The organism is Dactylosporangium darangshiense (genome assembly GCF_039537565.1).
In the GTDB taxonomy this organism is placed as follows: Bacteria; Actinomycetota; Actinomycetes; order Mycobacteriales; family Micromonosporaceae; genus Dactylosporangium; species Dactylosporangium darangshiense.
In genome coordinates this window covers 509462-527746 of record NZ_BAABAT010000003.1, presented here as the reverse complement: position 1 = coordinate 527746, position 18285 = coordinate 509462, and the positions used below count along the sequence as shown (strand labels likewise).

Sequence of the window (18285 nt, the reverse complement as noted above, 5' to 3'; positions counted from 1 at the left end):
GCGAGCTTGAACAACTAGCCGCGGGTCTTGGCGCGGAACAGGATCGACGCTGCGGCGGCCGCTGCCAGCATGATGCCGCAGCACCAGGCGACGGCGCGCCAGGGGGCGGTGCCGACCGGCTGGTCCAGCAGCAGGCCGCGGAGGCTTTCGACGATCGGGGTCACCGGCTGGTTGCCGGCGAAGCCGCGCAGCCACGTGGGCATGGTGTCGATGGGGACGAAGGCGCTGCTCGCGTACGGCAGGAAGGTGATGACGAACGTGTAGCCGCCCGCCGCCTCGGCCGAGCCCGCCAGGAGGCCGAGTGCGGCCGACAGCCACGACACGGCGGCGATGACCAGCAGCAGGATGCCGGCGGTGGCCAGCCATTGCGTGGCGCCGGCGTGCGGGCGGAAGCCGAGCGCGAACGCCACCGTCAGGACCAGCACGCTCGAGACCGTGTTGCGGGCCAGGCTGGCCAGGACGTGGCCGGACAGTAGCGCGGCGCCGCCGACGTCCAGGGAGCGGAAGCGGTCGACGATGCCGCCGGACAGGTCGTTGGCCACGGCGACGGCGGTCATCGCCGAGCCGAAGGAGACGCACAGCAGCATGACGCCGGGTACCACGTAGGTGACGTACTCGGTTCCTACCTGCAGGGCGCCGCCGAAGAGGTACACGAAGACGACCATCAACATGACCGGCAGCATCACCGACATGATCAGCGCCTCGACGTTGCGGCGGCCCAGGCGCAGCGAGCGGGCGCCCAGGACCGTCCAGTGGGTGAGCACCGAGCTAGACACCGGCGAGCTCCTTGCGTGAGGTGAGGGACAGGAAGACGTCGTCGAGGGTGGCGCTGTGCAGGGAGAAGCGGCGCACCGCCGTGCCGGCGGGGTCGATCTCGTCGAGGACCGAGCGCACGTGGGCGGCGCTGCCGTCCGTGGTGACGCCCAGCGTGAGGCGGGCGTCGTCGCGCTGGACCACCCGCGAGCCGAGGTGCGCCGCGGCGGCGTCGAACGCGGGGCGGTCGGCGAGGTCGAGGTCGAGGCGCTGGTCGCCGAAGCGGCGCTTGAGCTCGGCCGGGGTGCCCTCCGCGACCACCCGGCCGTGGTCGACGACCGCGATGCGCGCGGCGAGCCGGTCGGCCTCCTCCAGGTGCTGCGTCGTGAGGAACACCGTGGTGCCCGAGCCGACGAGGCCGTCGACGACGTCCCACATCGCCTGGCGGCTCGCCAGGTCCAGGCCCGTGGTCGGCTCGTCGAGGAACATGACCCGCGCCCGGCCCGCCAGGCCGGCGGCGAGGTCGAGGCGGCGGCGCATGCCGCCGGAGTACTTGCCGGCGTGGCGGTCCGCGGCCGCGGTCAGGTCGAAGCGCTCGAGCAGCTCGGCGGCGCGGCGGCGGGCGTCGCGGCGCGACAGGCCCGACAGCCGGGCCATCATGCGCAGGTTCTCCGCGCCGGTCTGCAGTTCGTCGACGGCGGCGTACTGGCCGGTGAGGCTGATCGCGGCCCGCACCCGGTGCCGCTCGCGGACCACGTCGTGGCCGGCGACCCGGGCGGTGCCGGCGTCCGGGCGGGTCAGGGTGGCGAGGATGCGCACCGTCGTGGTCTTCCCGGCGCCGTTGGGGCCGAGCAGGCAGAACACCGAGCCGGCCGGCACCTGCAGGTCCACGCCGGTGAGCACCTCGAGCCTGCCGTAGGACTTGCGCAGCCCGCTCGCCTCGATCGCGAGGTCCATGAGTGATCCTTTCTGCGTATCGCGTACGCTTATGCGTACGTTATACGCAGAAGTAGAATCCCGAGTCAATGAGCGAGCGTGAAATCGGCATACCGCCGGTCCTGGCGATGGCCTGGGGGGTGCGGGAACGGCCCGGCAAGGGGCCGCGGCCCGGGCTGACCCTCGAGCGGATCGTCGCCGCCGGGGTGAAGGTCGCGGCGACCGAAGGGCTCGGCGCGGTGTCCATGGCCCGCGTCGCCAAGGAGCTCGGCGCCGCCACGATGTCGCTCTACCGGCACATCAACGCCAAGGACGAGCTGCTGGACCTCATGGTCGACCACGCGATCGGCCAGCCGCCGCCGCTGCCGCCCGGCGAGGGCTGGCGGGCCGGGCTCACCGGTTTCGCTCGCCGCTACCTGGGGCTGCTGCGCGAGCAGCCGTGGATCGCCCGCGTGCCGATCAACAGCCCGCCGCTGACGCCGAACCAGATCGGGTGGATGAACTACGGCCTGCAGACCATGCACGGCACGACGCTGCACCAGTACGAGCGGCTGTCCACGATCATGATCGTCAGTGGGCTGGCCCGGAACTGGGCGCTGGTCACCGCCGACATCGACGCGGCCGCCCGGGCCGGCGGGGTCAGCACCGAGCAGGCGATGCAGGGCTACGGCCGGCTGCTCAAGCACTTCGCCGACCCGGCGCGCTTCCCGGCCGTCGGGGAGCTCATCGACTCCGGCGTCCTGGACAACCCCGCGGAGATCCCCGACGACGACTTCGAGTTCGGCGTCGCACGCTTCCTCGACGGCCTCGAAGCACTCATGCAGAGCCGCAGAACCCGCTGATCCCCGCCTTGGTACAACTTGAGGATGGATGACCAGCGCAGCCAACGGCTCTTCGGCGGGGCGAGCGTCGCACCCGGCGACCTCGCGACCAGCCCCTACCGGGCCGACCGCGACCGCATCGTCGCATCGCCGTTCTTCGCCCGGCTCGCCGGCGTCACCCAGGTGATCAGCCCCGGCGGGTCCGGCCTGCTGGTACACAACCGGCTCACCCACAGCCTCAAGGTCGCCAGCGTCGCCCGCGGCATCGTCGAGCGGCTCTGCGCCGACCCCGAGCAGCAGGCCATGCTGGACAAGCTCGGCGGCTGCGACCCCGACGTCGTCGAGGCCGCGTCCCTCGCGCACGACCTCGGCCACCCGCCCTTCGGCCACCTCGGCGAGCACGTCCTGGACCGCCTCGCCCGCGAGCGGCTCGGGCTGCCCGACGGGTTCGAGGGCAACGCCCAGTCGTACCGCATCGTCACCAGCACCCAGGTGCGCGGCGCCGCCATCGGCCTCGATCTCACCGCGGCCGTGCGGGCGGCGCTGCTGAAGTACCCGTGGACCCGCCGCACCTACCCCGACCCGCACCCGATGCACCTGCACCCGACCCCGCGCGGCGCCGGCGGCGACCCGGCCGTCGGCTCGTCGAAGTTCGGCGCCTACGTCACCGAGCTCGCCGACGTACGCCAGGCCCGCGCGCCGTTCGCCGGGCGCATCGCCGACTGGCAGCAGACCGCCGAGGCGTCCGTCATGGACACCGCCGACGACATCGCCTACGCCATCCACGACCTCGAGGACTTCCACCGCGTCGGCGTCCTGCAGCAGGGCGCCGTCGCCGCCGAGCTCGTCGCCTGGCAGCGCGACGCCGCGCAGCTGCGCGCCGCCGGCGACGACGAGCTGCGCGCCGCCGCCCGCCGCCCCGGCCGCTCCGTGGAGCAGCTGCGGCGCACCCTGCGGCGCAAGGACGGCTGGATCTGCGACGACGACGCGTTCGCCGCCGCCGTCGAGCACGTGCGGGCCGAGCTCGCCGACGGGCTGCTCGCCGCGCCGTTCGACGGCTCCATCGACGCCGAGCAGGCCGTCGCCCATTTCTCCGCCCGCTGGACCCGCCGGCTCATCGACGCCGTCCACGTGCGCGCCGACCCGCCGGTGCGCTCCGGGCACGTGCTGCTCGCCCGGGCGCAGTGGCACGAGGTGCAGGTCCTCAAGTTCATCCACCACCGGTTCGTCCTCGAGCGCCCCGACCTGGCCCTGCACCAGCGCGGCCAGGCGCGGCTCATCGCCAGCCTCGTCGAGGCGCTGCACGCCTGGCTCACCGACCCCGGCGAGGAGGCGCGGCTGCCGCGGCGCCTGCACGACCTCGTCGAGCTCGCCGAGGCCGAGACCGGGCAGCTCACCGCCGCCGACTACGGCCTCGCCACCCTCGACGTGCCGTCCATGGCCCGCGGCCGGGCGATCGTCGACTTCGTCGCCGCGCTCACCGACGGGCAGGCCGTCGGGCTGCTCGACGCGCTGTCCGGCCGGTCGCGGCAGCTGTGGACCGACGCGTTTGTCCTGTGAGGATTTTTTGGGACCTGTGACACCTTCTTTTGGAGGCCAGATGCAACTTCGACCGATGAGCCAGGCCGAGCTGGACGCGCTGCTGCCGGCGCTCAAGCGGGAGTACGCGCAGGACGAGCTGCGGGCCGGGCGCGGCACCCCGGAGGCCGTGCACGCCCAGGTCGAGGACCTGTTCGCGCGGCTCCTGCCCGACGGGGTCGACAGCCCCGGGCAGCTGCTGTTCGTCGGGGTCGACGGCGACGGGGCCGTGGTCGGGCGCATCTGGCTCGGGCTGCCCGACGAGCGGCGTCCGCAGGCGTGGGTGTATGACATCGAGGTCGACCCGGCGCACCGGCGCCGCGGCTACGCGCGGGCCATGCTGCTCGCCGCCGAGGAGGTGGTGCGGGCCCGCGGCGTGACCCGGCTCGGGCTCAACGTGTTCGGGCACAACCCGGGAGCGCAGGCGCTCTACGAGAGCCTCGGCTACGCCGCCATGTCGGTACAGATGTCGAAAGAACTCACCTAGCGTCCGAAGCGCCCTTCGCCTTTGCGTCGTCACTTGCGTCCCACTAGAAACAGAGCGTGACGATGCGGTGGGGGCCGATCGCGCTCGCCACCGGCGGTGTTCTGGTCATCACGGTGGGGAGCTTCCTGGCGTACCCCTTGACCCAGCCCGCCGCTGTGCCGCGCGCGGCGGACTCGGTGACACCTTCGGATGTTTCGGAGATTTCCGATTCGCCCGACCCGGTCGTGTCGGAGTCGGCGGGCGTCGCCGTGCTGCGCTCCGCGCCGGCCGGTGCCAGCCGGCCGCCCCGGCCCGGAGGGCGGCCGGGCCCGGGAACACCGGCGCGATCGCCGGGGTCGGGCTCACGGTCGTCAACGGCGATCAGACCTACGGTACCGACGGGAAAATCGTCGAAAACGTCGACATTCACGGCTATGTCCGGATCACCGGCAAGCGCGTGGTCATCCGCAACGCCGTGATCCGGGGCGGGCCTGCCCGCTGCGGCGCCGTCGTGCAGGTCGCCGCCGGGGCCAGCGCCGTCATCGAGGACGTCGAGATCGCGCCCGCGGCGACCGGCCCGTGCCTCGACGGGATCTGGGCCAACGCCGCGTCCCTGACGCGCGTCAACGTCCACGGCGGCGTCAACGGCGTCAAGGCCACCGGGCCCGACGTGCTGCTGCAGGACTCGTGGGTGCACGACTCGGCGTTCTTTGCCAGTGGCGCGCCCGGCGGCGGGGAGACCGAGACCGACGCCGTCGAGACCGTCGGGCAGCGGCGCGTCACGCTGCGGCACAACGTCCTCGTCGTCGGCGCGCACGGCAACGCCGCCTACCAGGTGCGCCAGACCGGCGGCGCCGCCAGCGGCGACCTGCGCATCGAGGGCAACTGGCTCGACGGCGGCGCCTGCACGCTCAACCTGTCCCACGCCGGCGGCCCGCCGATGACCGGCATCGCCGTCGTGGGCAACCGGTTCGGGCGCGCCTCGACGTTCGCCTGCCCGATCCTGCTGTCGACCCGCACCACGCTCACCGAGAACTCCGGCAACGTCTTCGACGACACCGGCGCGCCGATCCCCGCACCCAGCCGCCACGACTGAGAAGAATGGAGCCGTGACCGAGCGGCTGGTGGTGATCGGCGGCGACGCCGCGGGAATGAGCGCGGCCTCGCAGGCGCGCAGGCGGCGCGGCCCGGACGAGCTGTCCATCGTGGCCTTCGAGCGGGGCCGGCACGTGTCGTACTCCGCCTGCGGCATCCCGTACCTCGTCGCCGGCGACGTCGGCGACCCCGACGACCTCGTCGCCCGGCACCCGGCCGAGTTCCGCGACCGCCAGCACATCGACCTGCGCCTCGGCAGCGAGGTCGCGGCGATCGACACCGACCGGCGCGAAGTGCTCGTGCGCGCCGACGGCCGGGAGTACCGGGAGCCCTTCGACCAGCTCGTCATCGCCACGGGCGGGGTGCCCCTGCGGCCCGAGGTCCCCGGCGCGCTCGCCCTGGGGATCCACGGCGTGCAGACGCTCGACGACGGGATGCGGCTGCTGGGGTACCTCGAGCGCCACGCACCGCGCCGCGCGGTCGTCGTCGGCGGCGGGTACATCGGCCTCGAAATGGCGGAGGCGATGCTGCGCCGGGGCCTCGACGTCACCCTCGTCGACGCCGCCGAACAGCCCATGCGCACCCTCGACCCCGACATGGGCGCCCTGGTCGGCGACGCGCTGCGCGCCGAGGGCGTCACGCTGCGCCTCGGCGAGACCCTGCAGGGCTTCACCGCCGCCGCCGGCCGCGTCGCCTCCGTGCACACCAGCGGCGGCGAGATCCCCGCCGACGTCGTCATCCTCGGCCTCGGCACCCGCCCCGGCAGCGACCTCGCCCGCGCCGCCGGCATCGCCGTCGGCGCCACCGGCGGCATCCGCGTCGACCGCCGCATGCGCACGCCGGTCGAGGGCATCTGGGCCGCCGGCGACTGCGTCGAGACGTTCCACCTCGTCTCGCAGCGCCCGGTCGCGATCGCGCTCGGCACGCACGCCAACAAGCAGGGCCGCGCCGCCGGCATCAACATCGGCGGCGGCTACGCCACGTTCCCCGGCGTGGTCGGTACCGCCGTGTCGAAGCTGTGCGCCCACGAGGTCGCCCGCACCGGCCTGAGCACCGCCGAGGCCGAGGCCGCCGGCTTCGCCCCGTTCGGCGTCGTCACCGAGTCCACAACCCGCGCCGGCTACTTCCCAGGCGCGACCAAGATCAGAACCAAGATCATCGCCGAACGTACCTCGGGCAGGCTGCTCGGCGCCCAGATCGTCGGCCGGGAGGGCGCCGCGAAGCGCATCGACGCGCTCGCCGTCGCACTGTGGAACGGCATGACGGTGGAGGAGATGACCTCGCTCGACCTGTCGTACGCCCCGCCGTTCGCCCCGGTCTGGGACCCGATCCTCATCGCGGCCCGCAAGGCCGCCGAGGCTCTGGGCTCGTAAGGGAGCCGGGCTCGTAGGGGCGCCGGGCTCGTAAGGGCTCTGCGCTCGTGGGGGCGCCGGGCTCGTAAGGGCGAAGGGCTCGTAGGGGCTCTGGGCTCGTGAGGGCTTTGGGCTCGTAAGGTCGTCGGCGTGATCGCAACTTTTGCCGACCTGTCCGCCGCGGACCTGTACCGCCTGCTGAAGCTGCGCTGCGACGTGTTCGTCGTCGAGCAGCACTGCCCGTATCCCGAGCTCGACGGCCGGGACACCGAGCCCGGCACGCTGCACCTGTGGCTGGACGCGCCGGACGGCACTGTCGCGGCGTACCTGCGGGTCCTCGACGAGCCCGGCGGCGGCGCCCGCATCGGCCGCGTCGTCACCGCCGCCTCGCACCGCGGCCAGGGCCTCGCCGCCCGGCTCCTGTCGGCGGCCCTGGAGCGGATCGGCCCCGGTCGCGAGGTCGTGCTCGATGCGCAAACGGGCGCCACCGGCGTGTACGCCCGCTTCGGTTTCGCGGTCAGCGGCCCGGCCTTCGACGACGAGGGCGTCGAACACGTCCCGATGCGCCGCCCGGCGTCGTAGGCGGTTGCCCCTGGCCGGGCCCCGGGACGCTGCGCAACCGGATCATGATCTGGAGCCGGCCGGGCACCTCGCCCTCGGCCCCTTCGCATGTGTCACCGGGGCCCTGTCACAGGCCCCGGGTCCGATCTTTCGCTACCGTTTCGGATCTTTACTTGTTCGGCTCGAGCGTGATCGACAGCGAGTTCACGCAGTGCCGCGTGTTCTTCTCCGTCATCCGCTCCCCACGGAACACGTGCCCGAGGTGCGAGTCGCAGCGCGCGCACCGGATCTCGGTGCGCACCATGCCGTGCGAGCGGTCCTCGATCTCCTTGACGGTGCCCGGAATGGCATCGTCGAACGAGGGCCACCCACAGTGCGAGTCGAACTTGGCGCCGCTCTCGAACAGCTGCTCGCCGCAGGCCCGGCACCGGTACACACCGTCTGTCTTCGTATTGACGTACTCTCCGCTCCACGGCGCCTCGGTCCCGGCGAGGCGCAGCACCCGGAACTCTTCCGGCGAAAGCCGCACCCGCCACTCCGCGTCGGTCGTGGGCAGCTGGACAAGTGGCTCGGTCATGCCTCCACGGTAGGCGCCGCTCACCGTCGCGACCATTACGGCCTTCGAACGCCCTCCGCACTGTCTCTTGGCCCTGGTCCGGCCCTTGTCATGCTCGGGTCTTTCATTCCGACTTAGGCTTTTGTTCCGACTTGCCCGAATCATTTGTGGTACGCGGTTGGCCACCGGCGCCGCGCCGCGCCCAGCGCGTCCCGGTCCTCAGTCGCACCGCCGTTCCCGCCGAATCCGTCTGCTGCGTCCCGGCCCCGGTTCCGTTCGGCGCCTGTTGCGAGTGGGGGCCCGCAGGATGCAAGTGGCTTGCAGCGGGCGTGGCTGGGAGTGGGCCCGTTGGTGAATGGTTCCCGCCGGCGCGGGTTGTCGGAGTTGGTGGCGGCGGGGAGGTCGGGTGGCGGCGTAAGGTCCTTTGCATGGCCGATGCGCTGGAGATCGAGGTCGCGGGGCGGGCGGTACGGCTCACCAGCCCGGAGCGGGTCGTGTTTCCCGAGCGGGGATACACGAAGCGGGACGTGTTCGAGTACTACCTGGCCGTCGGCGACGGGATCATGCGAGCCCTCGGCAGCCGGCCCACGACCCTGCAACGGTTTCCCGAAGGCATCGGGGGCGAGGCGTTCTTTCAGAAGCGGGTTCCCAATCGGGGGGTACCGCCGTGGATCGAGACCGCGCAGATCGCGTTTCCCAGCGGGCGCAAGGCCGATGAGCTGTGCCCGGCCGACCTCGCGCACGTGGCGTGGGCGGCGCAGATGGGGACGATCGTCTTCCACCCGTGGCCGGTGCGCCGCGATCATGTGGACCACCCGGATGAGCTGCGGATCGACCTGGACCCGCAGCCGGGCACGGACTTCGCCGACGCGGCCGTGGTGGCCGGCGAGCTGAAGGGCGTGCTGGACGATCTGGGGTTCACCGGCTGGCCGAAGACATCCGGCGGGCGCGGGGTCCACGTGTACGTGCGGATCCAGCCGAAGTGGACGTTCGTCGAGGCGCGGCGGGCCGTGATCGCGCTCGCCCGCGAGGTCGAGCGGCGGCGGCCGGACCTCGTCACCACCAAGTGGTGGAAGGAGGAGCGCGGCGAGCGGGTGTTCGTGGACTTCAACCAGATGGCGCGCGACCGGACGATCGCCTGCGCATACTCGCTGCGGGCCAACCCCCGGGCCACGGCCTCGACGCCGCTGCGGTGGGAGGAACTGCCGGACGTCGAGCCCGACGACTTCGATCTGCGCACCGTGCCGGCCCGCATCGCCGCCCAGGGCGACCCGCACGCCGGCATCGACGACGTGGCGCACGACATCAGCGAGCTGCTGGAATGGTCGGAGCGGGACGCCGCGAACGGCGAGGGCGACATGCCGTACCCGCCCGAGTACCCCAAGATGGAGGGCGAGCCGATGCGCGTGCAGCCCAGCCGCGCGAAGAAGCCCGAGGCCTGACCGAGCGATCCACCGGACGAGCTTGCCCGGCGCCGCGCCCGGCACCAGCTTGCGATTTCCGCATGCCGTAGGCGGCCAGCTGGGCTATTCAGCCGGCAGCTCGTCGGCCGACATTTTCTCTCCACGATCATGAAAACCCGGCGCTCGCAGGGGTTGGGGGCCGTCACGAGCGGCGAGCGGGCCACTGCCGGGCGGCGGGCCACTGCCGCGGTTGGCGATGGCGCGTTTGCGGGGGCCATGGGCTGGTGGGCAGGCGATGGCGCGATCGGGCAGTCACAGCGAGCGCGCCACCACCGACGGGGCTGGCGATGGTGCGTTCGGGGGCGCCGGCGGGTGGGCGGGCAATCGCCGAGGTGGCGGCGTTGGATGGGCGACCGACGAGGGTGGCGGCGGCGCTGGGCGGGCGATCGACGAGGCGGCGGTGCTGGGCGGGTGACCCGACGAGGGCGCCGGCGGCTGGGCGGGCGATCGACGAGGCGGCGGGGCTGGGCGGGCCACCGCCGAGGGCGGTGGCCTGGCTGAGGGCTTCGGGTGGCTACTTTTCGCAGGTTGTGCCGGCTGGGGGGACCTTCAGGTCGATCAGGTAGCGGTTCACCGCGTCGATGATGCAGCCCGTCTGCGGGTAGGCGGTGTGGCCCTCGCCCTTCCACGTGACCAGGGTGCCGACGCCGAGCATCTTGGCCAGGGCGGGGGCCTGCTCGTACGGGGTGGCGGGGTCGCCGATGGTGCCGATCACGACGATCGGGGCGGAGCCGGTTGCGGGGCCGGTGGGGTAGGGGTCGTGCTTGCCCGGCCACTGGGCGCAGATCAGGTTCAGGGCCAGGGCGCCGCCGAACAAGGGGTACTTCTGGCGCCACTGCGACTGCAGGGCGCGGGACTGTTCGACGGTCGGGACGTTGTCGCTGTCGGCGCAGTTCACGGCGGAGTTGGCGTCGAACATGTTGGTGTAGTGGCCGCTGGGGTCGCGCTCGGCGTAGAGGTCGGCCAGCTGGAACATCTTGGCGGGCTTGCCGTTGCGGAGGTCCTGCATGGCCTGGGCCAGGGTGCGCCAGCTGGACTCGCTGTACAGCGACGACACGACGGCGGTGAAGACCCAGCCGGCCGTGGCCGTGCGGCCGTTGCCCTGGACGGGGGCGGTGCGGGCGTCGGCGATCGCCTTCATGACCACGGCGCGGGCGTCGGGGCCGATCGGGCAGTCGTTGGGCGTGCTGGAGCACCAGGTGCTGAAGTTCTTGAACGCCAGCTCGAAGCCGCCGGCCTGCTTCTCCGCGGCGGTCTGGGCCGACAGGGTCGGGTCGACGGCGCCGTCGAGGACCAGGGCGCGGACGTTCTTCGGGAACAGCTGGGCGTAGACGGCGCCGAGCAGCGTGCCGTAGCTGTAGCCGAGGTAGGTGAGCTGGCGCTCGCCGACGGATGCGCGCAGGGCGTCCATGTCGCGGGCGGCCTGCTCGGTGGAGAACAGCGGGAGTTTGTCGCCGTACTTGTCGCCGCAGCTCTGGGCCAGCTTGCGGGTCAGGGTCACCGTCTGCTGGTAGCCCTCGTCGCTGACCGGGTCGGGGTCGAGGCCGAAGTTCTGGTCGAGGTCGGCGTCGGAGAAGCACTTCACCGGGGAGGAGCGGCCGATGCCGCGCGGGTCGAAGCCGATGACGTCGAAGCGGCGCAGAATCTCGGCGGGCAGGAACACCGAGCGGTACACGCCGTAGTCGAAGCCGGAGCCGCCGGGGCCGCCCGGGTTGATGAACAGCGAGCCGACCCGGTCGCGCTGGCTGGTGGAGCGGCCGCGGACGAGGGCGATGTCGAACGTGCCCGAGTCCTTCGGGTGCGCCCAGTCCTGCGGCACCTTCACCGTCGCGCACGAGAACTGGGTGGTCTGCGGCGGGGAGGCGAGAATGCCCTTGTACACGTCCGGGCACGGCGTCCAGCTCGCCGGCGGGATTTCGAGCCCGCCGGACTGGTTGGCCGGCGGGCCGGAGGCCTGCGCGGACGGGGCGTGCAGCGGCCGGCCCGACGTCGGCGTGGTGAACTGCGGCGGGCTGGTGCACCCGGCGAGCAGCACGGCGGCCATGAACACGGGAGCGAGGCGCGCCACCAGGCGCCGCGGACGACGGAGCTTCACGGACGACCCGCCAGCACCGACTCGACGTCGAAGCGCACGGGGCGGTCCAGCTGCTCGTACGTGCACGATCGCGGGTCGCGGTCCGGCCGCCAGCGCTTGAACTGGGCGGTGTGGCGGAACCGGTCGCCCTCCATCGCGTCGTAGCCGACCTCGACGACCAGCTCGGGGCGCAGGGGCACGAACGACAGGTCCTTCTTGCCGGTCCAGCGGCTCACCCCGCCGGGCAGGCGGGTGGCGGCGTCGCCGGCGGGGACGGACTCGATGCTGTCGGCGGCGCTGCCCGGGGCCAGGCCGGCCCAGTTCCACGGGTGGTCGACGACGTTCTCGCGATACTGCGCGAGCTCCTCGACCAGCTCGGCCCGCCGCTCGCGGGTGAACGACGCGGCCACCCCGACGTGGTGCAGGCGCCCTTCGTCGTCATACAGGCCCAGCAGCAGCGAACCCACGATCGGCCCATCCTTGTGCCAGCGGAACCCGGCGACCACGGCGTCCGCCGTCCGGGAGTGTTTGATCTTGAACATGGTGCGCTTCCCCGGCTCGTACGCCCCGTCGGCCGGCTTGGCGATGACCCCGTCCAGCCCGGCGCCCTCGAAGCGCTCGAACCAGTCGCGGGCCACCTCGATGTCGGTGGTGACCGGGGTGACGTGCACGGGGGCCTTGACGTCGCCGAGCGCCTCGGCGAGGCGGGCGCGGCGTTGCGCATAGCCCTCGCCGACCAGCGACTCCTCGCCGATGGCGAGCAGGTCGAAGGCGACGAACGAGGCGGGCGTCTGCTCGGCGAGCAGGCGCACCCGCGACGCGGCCGGGTGGATGCGCTGGCCGAGCAGCTCGAAGTCCAGGCGCGGCTCGCCGGTGTCGCGCCGGATCACGATGATCTCGCCGTCGACGACGCAGCGGGGCGGCAACTGGGTCCGGACCTGCTCGACGACCTCGGGAAAATACCTGGTCAGCGTCTTGCCGCCGCGGCTGGCGAGCTCAACCTCGTCGCCGTCGCGGAACACGATGCAGCGGAACCCGTCCCATTTCGGCTCATAGCTCATGCCGGGCGCGCTGGGCAGGCTGGGGATGCTCTTGGCGAGCATCGGCTCGACTGGCGGCAGGACTGGCAGTTCCACGCCGCCAAGTCAACCACACGGGTACGACAGGAAATGGCCCCGAGACGACCTCAGAAGCGCGCGTAGGACCGCAGCGGCATCCGCGGCCCGAAGCGCGGGGCGCCGATGCCGGCCGCGGCGATGAGCGCGCAAACCCGGCCCCGGTGCGGCGCGAACGGAGCCAGCAGCTCCAGCATGTGCTCGTCGGTGCCGCGCGGCGCCCCCGTCAGCGCGAAGGCCACGGTGTTCTTGATGTTGTAGTCGCCGACGGAGACGGCGTCGGCGTCGCCGTACGCGGCCCGGGTCACCTCGGCGGCCGTCCACGGCCCGATACCGGCGATGCTGACCAGCCGGGCAGTGCAGCTGGCGGCGTCCGGGCAGCGTTCGAGGGCCGCCGCCTGCGTCGCGGCCCGCCGCAGCGTGTCGGCACGCTTCTGTTCGATGCCGAACGGATGCATGGCCCAGTACGGCGTGGCGGCGATGACCCCCGGGTCGGGCGGCAGCAGCAGGCCGGCGCGCGGTCCGGGCGCGGGCTCGGACAGGCGGCGCAGCAGCCGCACGTAGGAGTGGTGTGCCTCCTTGCCGCTCACCTTCTGGCCGATGACCGCCGGCACGAGGTGGTGGAAGACGCGGCCGGTGGCGGCCATGCGCAGCCCGGCGTGCTCGCGGGCGAGCCGGGCGACGAGCGGGTGCGCGCGGGCGAGCTCGTCGAAGCCGGTGAGGTCGTCGCGCAGCCCGGCGATGGCGTCGGCGCGTGCCAGGAGCCAGTCTGCGCCGGGGCCGAAGGCCTCGAAGGACAGCTCGTCGCCGCGCAGCATGAGCGCCAGGGTGCCGGGGCCGTCCGGTGTCCTGGTGGCGAACCACGAGGTGGCGGGGCCGATGGACAGCGTGGGATCGCCCTGGATGACCGCCAGGCCCCGCATGGTGCGCGTCAGGTCGTACCGAAGAGGAACCCTCATGCGGCGATCCGCGCCAAGGCCCGGTGCAGCAGCCGGGGGTCGCCGAGCATGGCGCGCAGCTTACGCTCCAGGCCCGCGATCGGCACGAGGTTCTGCGGCGCCCGCGGGTCCTTGTACGCCTGCGACGCGAACCGCGGCAGCGTGACCGCCGACAGGTGGGCGAGCGCGACGGCGTCGCCGGTGGTGAGGTCGGCCGAGCATTCGGCGCGCACGATCCCCGACCAGGGCGCGCCCGAGGGGCCGGGCAGCCGCAGGTACCACGCGAAGCGGTGCCACGACGTGCCGAGCCCGAACACGGGCGTGCGCTGCCCGCCCCGCAGCGCCGTGACCACGGCCGTGAGCTCGGCCGGCAGGTACTCGACCCGGTGCGTCTTGATGTAGCCGAGCGCCCGCGGCAGGTGCGCGCGCTCCTGCAGCGGCCCGTCGACGATGAGCAGGTCGCCGTCGGTGCGCTCCTCGCCGGACACGCCGACCTCCAGGGCCCGCATGTGCCGCTGCACGCCGAGCGCGAGGTCCTTCGGTTCGCCACGGGAGACGCGCCGGCCGGGGTACCGGATGTTGCCCGCGACGATCGGCGGCAGGTCGGGCACGGGGGTGAACAGCCCGCGCTCGATCCGCGTGGTGGCGACCTGCGCGGCGCCGCGGCCGAGGTCGCACCGCACGACACCGGCCGCGTAGGAGGCGGCGACGCCGGGGTGGGTGGTGCCCTCGTCGTCGGTAATCCAGACGCGGGCGTCGATGCGCTGCACCCCGTCGACGATGAGCACCGTGCCGGGCGCGGCCAGGCCGGCCGGCGGGTCGACGGGGCGCCACGCGGACTCGGGCAGCTCGACGTCGGCCTGGATCTGGGCGCTGGAGGGCGCCTGCGGACCGTCGGCGGCCGACGCCTCGAACGACAGCCCGTACGCCGGGTCCCAGGCGTCGACGTGCAGCTTCACAGCCCGACCCGTTCGATGCGCGCGGTGCGGGCGTCGCGGCGCACCTCGAAGCGCACCGGTATCCGCTCGGCGAGCGCGCCGACGTGCGTGACGACGCCGACCATCCGGTCGCCGCGGGCGGCCAGGTTCTCCAGCGTCGCCGCGACGGTCTCCAGGGTGGCGGTGTCCAGCGTGCCGAACCCCTCGTCGAGCACGATCGACTCCAGGCTCGCCGACGCCGCGGACAGGCCGGCGAGCTGCTCCGACAGGGCCAGCGCCAGGGCCAGGGAGGCCTGGAACGTCTCGCCGCCGGACAGGGTGCGCACCCCCCGGCGCAGGCCGGCGTCGTGATGGTCCACGACGAAGAACTCGCCTTTGTCGTGGCCGAGGTCGTACTGCCCCGAGCTCAGCTCCCGCAACGTCAGCGATGCGCCCTCGACGAGCGTGTCCAGGGCCTCGGCGAGCAGCCAGCGCTCGAAGCGGTCGGCCCGCAGGTGCTGCGCGAGGGCCCGGGCGACCTGCGCCTCGCGGGCCAGGCCGTCGCGCTGCTCGCGCATCCGCGCGGCGTCGGCGCGCCGCTCCTCGATGCGCGCCCGCGCGGCGTCGGCGCGCTCCAGGGCGACGGCCGCCTCGCGGGCCGGGTCGGCGACGGGCGCGGGCAGCGCCGCCGCGGTGAAGCGGGCGGCGAGCTCGTCGCGGTCGGCGGCGGCGCGCAGCTGTGCCGCGCTCACCTCGTCCTGCGCCTCCGGGCGCCCGGCCTGGCGGCGGCCCGCCTCGCCGGTGGCCCAGCCGTGCAGGGTCGACCAGGCGTCGGCGAGGTCGTCGCGGTTGGCCGGCGGCGCGCCGAGCGCGGCGAGGGCGTCGCGGGCGGCGTCGAAGCCGCGCCAGGCGCTGCGCAGCCGCTCCTCGGCCCGGTCCGCCTGCCCGGCGGCGGTGCGGTGCGCGTCGCGGGCCTTGCGCACCTCGGCGCCGGCCCGCTCCAGGGCCTTTGTGAGCCGGCCGATGCCGTCGAGGTCCCGCTGCACCGCCTCGGGCGCGGGCGCACCGTCGAGCTCCCGGTCCAGCTCGCCGGCGCGCCGGGCGACCTGCTCGGCGTGCGCGCGGGCGGCGGCGAGGTCGCGGTCGCGCTCGCGCAGGGCCCGGTCGCGCTCCTCGACGACCCGGTCGGCGGCCTCGCTGCGCTTGCGGGCCGCCTTCCCGGCCGCCTCGGCGGCGGCGACGGCCGGCTCGTGCGGTACCGCCGGAAGTTCCTGAACGGTCTGGGTGCAGACCGGGCAGGCGTCGCCGACGCGCAGGTGCGGGCGCAGCGCGACGGCCCGGTCCGCGGCGACGGCCGCCTGGTATGCCTCGCGGGCCGCCTCCAGGGCCTGCCGTGCGCCGGTGGCGTCGGCCCGCGCGACCTCGACGGCCCGCGCGGCGTCGGCGTGCCCGGCGGCGGCCGCCTCGACGCGGGCGCCGACGGTGGCGGCCTCCGCGGCCAGGCGGGCGCGCTCGGCGTGGCGGTCCAGCAGGCGGCGCAGCGCCGCCACGTCGCCGGCCGCCTGCAGCTCGCCGCGCAGCTTCTCCTCGCGCTCCTCGGCGGCGCGGGTGCCTTCGACGGCGTCGGCGACGGCGGCGCGCGCGGACGCGGCGGCCGCGGCCAGCCCGGCGGCCTCGGCGGGTACCGCGACCGCACCCAGCCGCGCGATCTCCTCGTCCAGGGCCGCGAGGGCCGTGGCGGCCTGCGCGGCGAGCCGGTCCGCCTCGCCGAGGCGCGGCGCGATCCGGTCGACGGCGGCGGCGACCTCGCGCAGCGCCTCGACCCGCGCGGCGGCCGCGGCCAGGGCCTCGTCGTCGATGCCGGACATGGCGTGCAGCTGGTCGTCGAGGACCTTGAGCTTGGCCTCGGCGGTGGCGCCCTCGCTCGTCGCCCGTTCCCGGATCCGCCCGTACACGTCCAGCCCGAGCAGGTTGACCAGGATCTTCTGCCGCTCGGCCGGCTTGGCGTGCAGGAACGCCGCGAACTCGCCCTGCGGGAGCACCACGCACTTGGTGAACTGCTCGTAGGGCAGCCCGACGACGGTCTGCACCGCCGTGTCGACCTCGCCGGGCGTGCCGGCCAGGACCTCGGCGATGTCGTCCTGCTCCAGGCCGAACTCCAGCTTGGCCAGGTCGAGGCCGGGCGCCAGCATCTCCAGCCCGGCGTGCTTGGTGGTGACGGCGCCCTTGGCGTCGCGGCGCACGACCCGCGTCAGGACGTACCGCTTCCCGACCGACTCGAAGATCAGGCGCACCCTCGCCTCGGCCGCGGACGGGGCCAGGGCGTTGGCGATGGCGCGCCGGTCGCCCCAGCGGGGCACGGTGCCGTACAACGCGAAACAGATCGCGTCGAGGACCGTGGACTTGCCGGAGCCGGTCGGCCCGACCAGCGCGAAGAAGTCCGTGTCGGTGAAGTCGACGGTGGTGGGCTCGCGGAAGACCGTGAAGCCGTCGAGATCCAGCCGTACGGGCCTCATGAGTGCATCACCTCGTCGTGCAGCCGGTGGAACAGGGTCACGGTCGCCTCGTCGGCGTGCCCGCGCTGGTCGAGGTAGTCGGCGAAGAGCTCGCCGGCGGAGCGCCCGGCCCGCGCCGCCTCGGCGCGCCCGGAGCCGGCCGACGGCAGCAGCTTCGGGTCGATGCGCACCTCGAGGGCCTTCGGCAGCAGCTCCTGCACCTCCTCGCGCAGCCCGGCGCGGGGCGCCTCCTGGACGTACACCCGAAGCCACGCCGGGCCGGTGTCCAGGGTGGCGAGCTGTTCGAGGGTGCCACGCACCGTCCGCAGTGGTGTCGCAACCGGCAGTGGTACCTCGCGGACGCGGGCCGCCGTCGAGGCGGTCACGTCGACGATCACGGCCCCGGCGAGGTTCTCCTCCTCGCCGAAGTCGATCGGTAGCGGGCTGCCGCTGTAGCGGATCGGGCACGGGCCGTTGACCGCCTGCGCGCGGTGCAGGTGCCCGAGCGCCGCGTAGTGCAGGGAGGTGGGGAAGACCGAGGCCGGCACGGCGTAGCCCATGATGGTGTGCGCCTCGCGCTCCCCGCCGCCCATCGTGGCGCCGATGACGGTGAGATGCGCGGTGAGCAGGTTCACGGTGCCGGCCCCGAAGCCCTGCGCGAGGTGGTTGATCAGGTTGCCGACGTAGTGCGCGTACGACTGGGTGATCTCGGCCGCGGACAGCTCGAACATCTCGTTCGCCCGCACGGCGTAGCGCTGGGAGAGGAAGGGCAGGGCGATGAGCCGCCATTCCTCGCCGTCCTTCGTCGTACCGGAGATCAGGTGCTCCTCGGGCTTGCCGATCGCGCCCCGCAGCGTGATCCCGGCGGCGTCCGCCCACGAGCGCAGGGCATCGAGGCCCTTGCCGTTGTCGTGGTTGCCGCCGATGACGACGACCTCGGCGCCGGTGCCCCGCAGCGCGGTCAGCCCGCGGGTGACGATCGTGGTCGACTCCGCGGTCGGGGTGGCCGTGTCGTAGAGGTCCCCGGCCACGATCACGAGGTCGGGCCGCTCGGCCTCGGCCACGTCGACCAGTGCGCGCAGCGCCGTGATGTGGTCGGCGGCGCGCGACTGTCCTTTGAGGACCTTGCCGACGTGCCAGTCCGAGGTGTGCAGGATCCGCACCT

At 73.7% G+C, this 18285-nt stretch carries 17 protein-coding genes; 7 read left to right on the top strand and 10 right to left on the bottom strand.

From position 1 onward, the window contains the following. Window positions 1-14: 14 nt before the first annotated feature. Window positions 15-776 (bottom strand): ABC transporter permease, encoded by a 762-nt coding sequence (locus ABD901_RS09145; protein ID WP_345123283.1) that lies wholly within the window; start codon window positions 774-776, stop codon window positions 15-17. Beyond that, window positions 769-1710 carry an ATP-binding cassette domain-containing protein gene (locus ABD901_RS09140; RefSeq protein WP_345123281.1) on the bottom strand — a complete coding sequence of 314 codons (942 nt, stop codon included), beginning with the start codon at window positions 1708-1710 and terminating at the stop codon, window positions 769-771. The genes ABD901_RS09145 and ABD901_RS09140 overlap by 8 nt, the downstream gene beginning before the upstream one ends. 68 nt (window positions 1711-1778) lie before the next feature. On the opposite strand from ABD901_RS09140, the gene ABD901_RS09135 reads away from it, so the two are divergent. Genes ABD901_RS09135 through ABD901_RS09125 form a run of 3 tightly spaced genes read left to right on the top strand, consistent with a single transcriptional unit; the run spans window position 1779 to window position 4575 of the window. Then, a complete protein-coding gene (locus tag ABD901_RS09135) occupies window positions 1779-2531 on the top strand; it encodes a TetR/AcrR family transcriptional regulator (protein WP_345123278.1) in 753 nt (250 codons plus the stop codon). A gap of 24 nt (window positions 2532-2555) precedes the next feature. After that, window positions 2556-4070 (top strand): deoxyguanosinetriphosphate triphosphohydrolase family protein, encoded by a 1515-nt coding sequence (locus ABD901_RS09130; protein WP_345123277.1) that lies wholly within the window; start codon window positions 2556-2558, stop codon window positions 4068-4070. A 40-nt stretch (window positions 4071-4110) separates the two neighbouring features. After that, complete coding sequence (locus ABD901_RS09125) at window positions 4111-4575, top strand: GNAT family N-acetyltransferase (protein ID WP_345123276.1); 465 nt, start codon at window positions 4111-4113, stop codon at window positions 4573-4575. Between the two features lie 43 nt (window positions 4576-4618). Here ABD901_RS09125 and ABD901_RS09120 read toward each other — a convergent pair whose 3' ends face one another. Then, window positions 4619-4984 (bottom strand): hypothetical protein, encoded by a 366-nt coding sequence (locus ABD901_RS09120; RefSeq protein ID WP_345123275.1) that lies wholly within the window; start codon window positions 4982-4984, stop codon window positions 4619-4621. A 27-nt stretch (window positions 4985-5011) separates the two neighbouring features. Between ABD901_RS09120 and ABD901_RS09115 the strand changes: the two genes are divergently transcribed. The 3 genes from ABD901_RS09115 (at window position 5012) to ABD901_RS09105 (ending at window position 7583) form a co-directional block, all read left to right on the top strand. Next, on the top strand, window positions 5012-5650 hold the full coding sequence (locus ABD901_RS09115; RefSeq protein WP_345123274.1) for a hypothetical protein: 639 nt from the start codon (window positions 5012-5014) through the stop codon (window positions 5648-5650). A 13-nt stretch (window positions 5651-5663) separates the two neighbouring features. Then, the gene (locus tag ABD901_RS09110) at window positions 5664-7022 is read left to right on the top strand and encodes an FAD-dependent oxidoreductase (RefSeq protein ID WP_345123272.1); all 1359 of its coding nucleotides are present in this window, start codon (window positions 5664-5666) and stop codon (window positions 7020-7022) included. Window positions 7023-7151: 129 nt separating this feature from the next. After that, window positions 7152-7583, top strand: coding sequence for a GNAT family N-acetyltransferase (locus tag ABD901_RS09105; RefSeq protein ID WP_345123270.1), 432 nt, complete (start codon window positions 7152-7154; stop codon window positions 7581-7583). 148 nt (window positions 7584-7731) lie between these two features. Here ABD901_RS09105 and msrB read toward each other — a convergent pair whose 3' ends face one another. Beyond that, window positions 7732-8139, bottom strand: coding sequence for a peptide-methionine (R)-S-oxide reductase MsrB (gene msrB / locus ABD901_RS09100; protein WP_345123268.1), 408 nt, complete (start codon window positions 8137-8139; stop codon window positions 7732-7734). Window positions 8140-8546: 407 nt separating this feature from the next. On the opposite strand from msrB, the gene ligD reads away from it, so the two are divergent. Continuing rightward, window positions 8547-9560 carry a non-homologous end-joining DNA ligase gene (gene ligD / locus ABD901_RS09095; RefSeq protein WP_345123265.1) on the top strand — a complete coding sequence of 338 codons (1014 nt, stop codon included), beginning with the start codon at window positions 8547-8549 and terminating at the stop codon, window positions 9558-9560. Window positions 9561-10095: 535 nt separating this feature from the next. On the opposite strand, the gene ABD901_RS09090 is transcribed toward ligD, so the two are convergent. The 6 genes from ABD901_RS09090 to ABD901_RS09065 all read right to left on the bottom strand — a co-directional run bounded on the left by ABD901_RS09090 (window position 10096) and on the right by ABD901_RS09065 (window position 18283). Then, complete coding sequence (locus tag ABD901_RS09090; protein WP_345123598.1) at window positions 10096-11625, bottom strand: alpha/beta hydrolase; 1530 nt, start codon at window positions 11623-11625, stop codon at window positions 10096-10098. A 47-nt stretch (window positions 11626-11672) separates the two neighbouring features. Then, window positions 11673-12758, bottom strand: a complete 1086-nt coding sequence (locus tag ABD901_RS09085; protein ID WP_380139769.1) for an ATP-dependent DNA ligase — start codon at window positions 12756-12758, stop codon at window positions 11673-11675. A gap of 83 nt (window positions 12759-12841) precedes the next feature. Then, entirely contained in the window at window positions 12842-13729 is an 888-nt protein-coding gene (locus ABD901_RS09080) for a DNA-3-methyladenine glycosylase family protein (RefSeq protein ID WP_425556669.1), read from the bottom strand. Then, window positions 13726-14667: a hypothetical protein gene (locus ABD901_RS09075; protein ID WP_380136523.1), complete on the bottom strand. Its 942-nt coding sequence runs from the start codon at window positions 14665-14667 to the stop codon at window positions 13726-13728. Before ABD901_RS09075 ends, ABD901_RS09080 begins: the two co-directional genes overlap by 4 nt. Further along, window positions 14664-17141 carry an AAA family ATPase gene (locus ABD901_RS09070; protein WP_345123259.1) on the bottom strand — a complete coding sequence of 826 codons (2478 nt, stop codon included), beginning with the start codon at window positions 17139-17141 and terminating at the stop codon, window positions 14664-14666. Before ABD901_RS09070 ends, ABD901_RS09075 begins: the two co-directional genes overlap by 4 nt. Continuing rightward, complete coding sequence (locus tag ABD901_RS09065; RefSeq protein WP_345123257.1) at window positions 17138-18283, bottom strand: exonuclease SbcCD subunit D; 1146 nt, start codon at window positions 18281-18283, stop codon at window positions 17138-17140. The genes ABD901_RS09070 and ABD901_RS09065 overlap by 4 nt, the downstream gene beginning before the upstream one ends. Window positions 18284-18285: the final 2 nt, after the last annotated feature.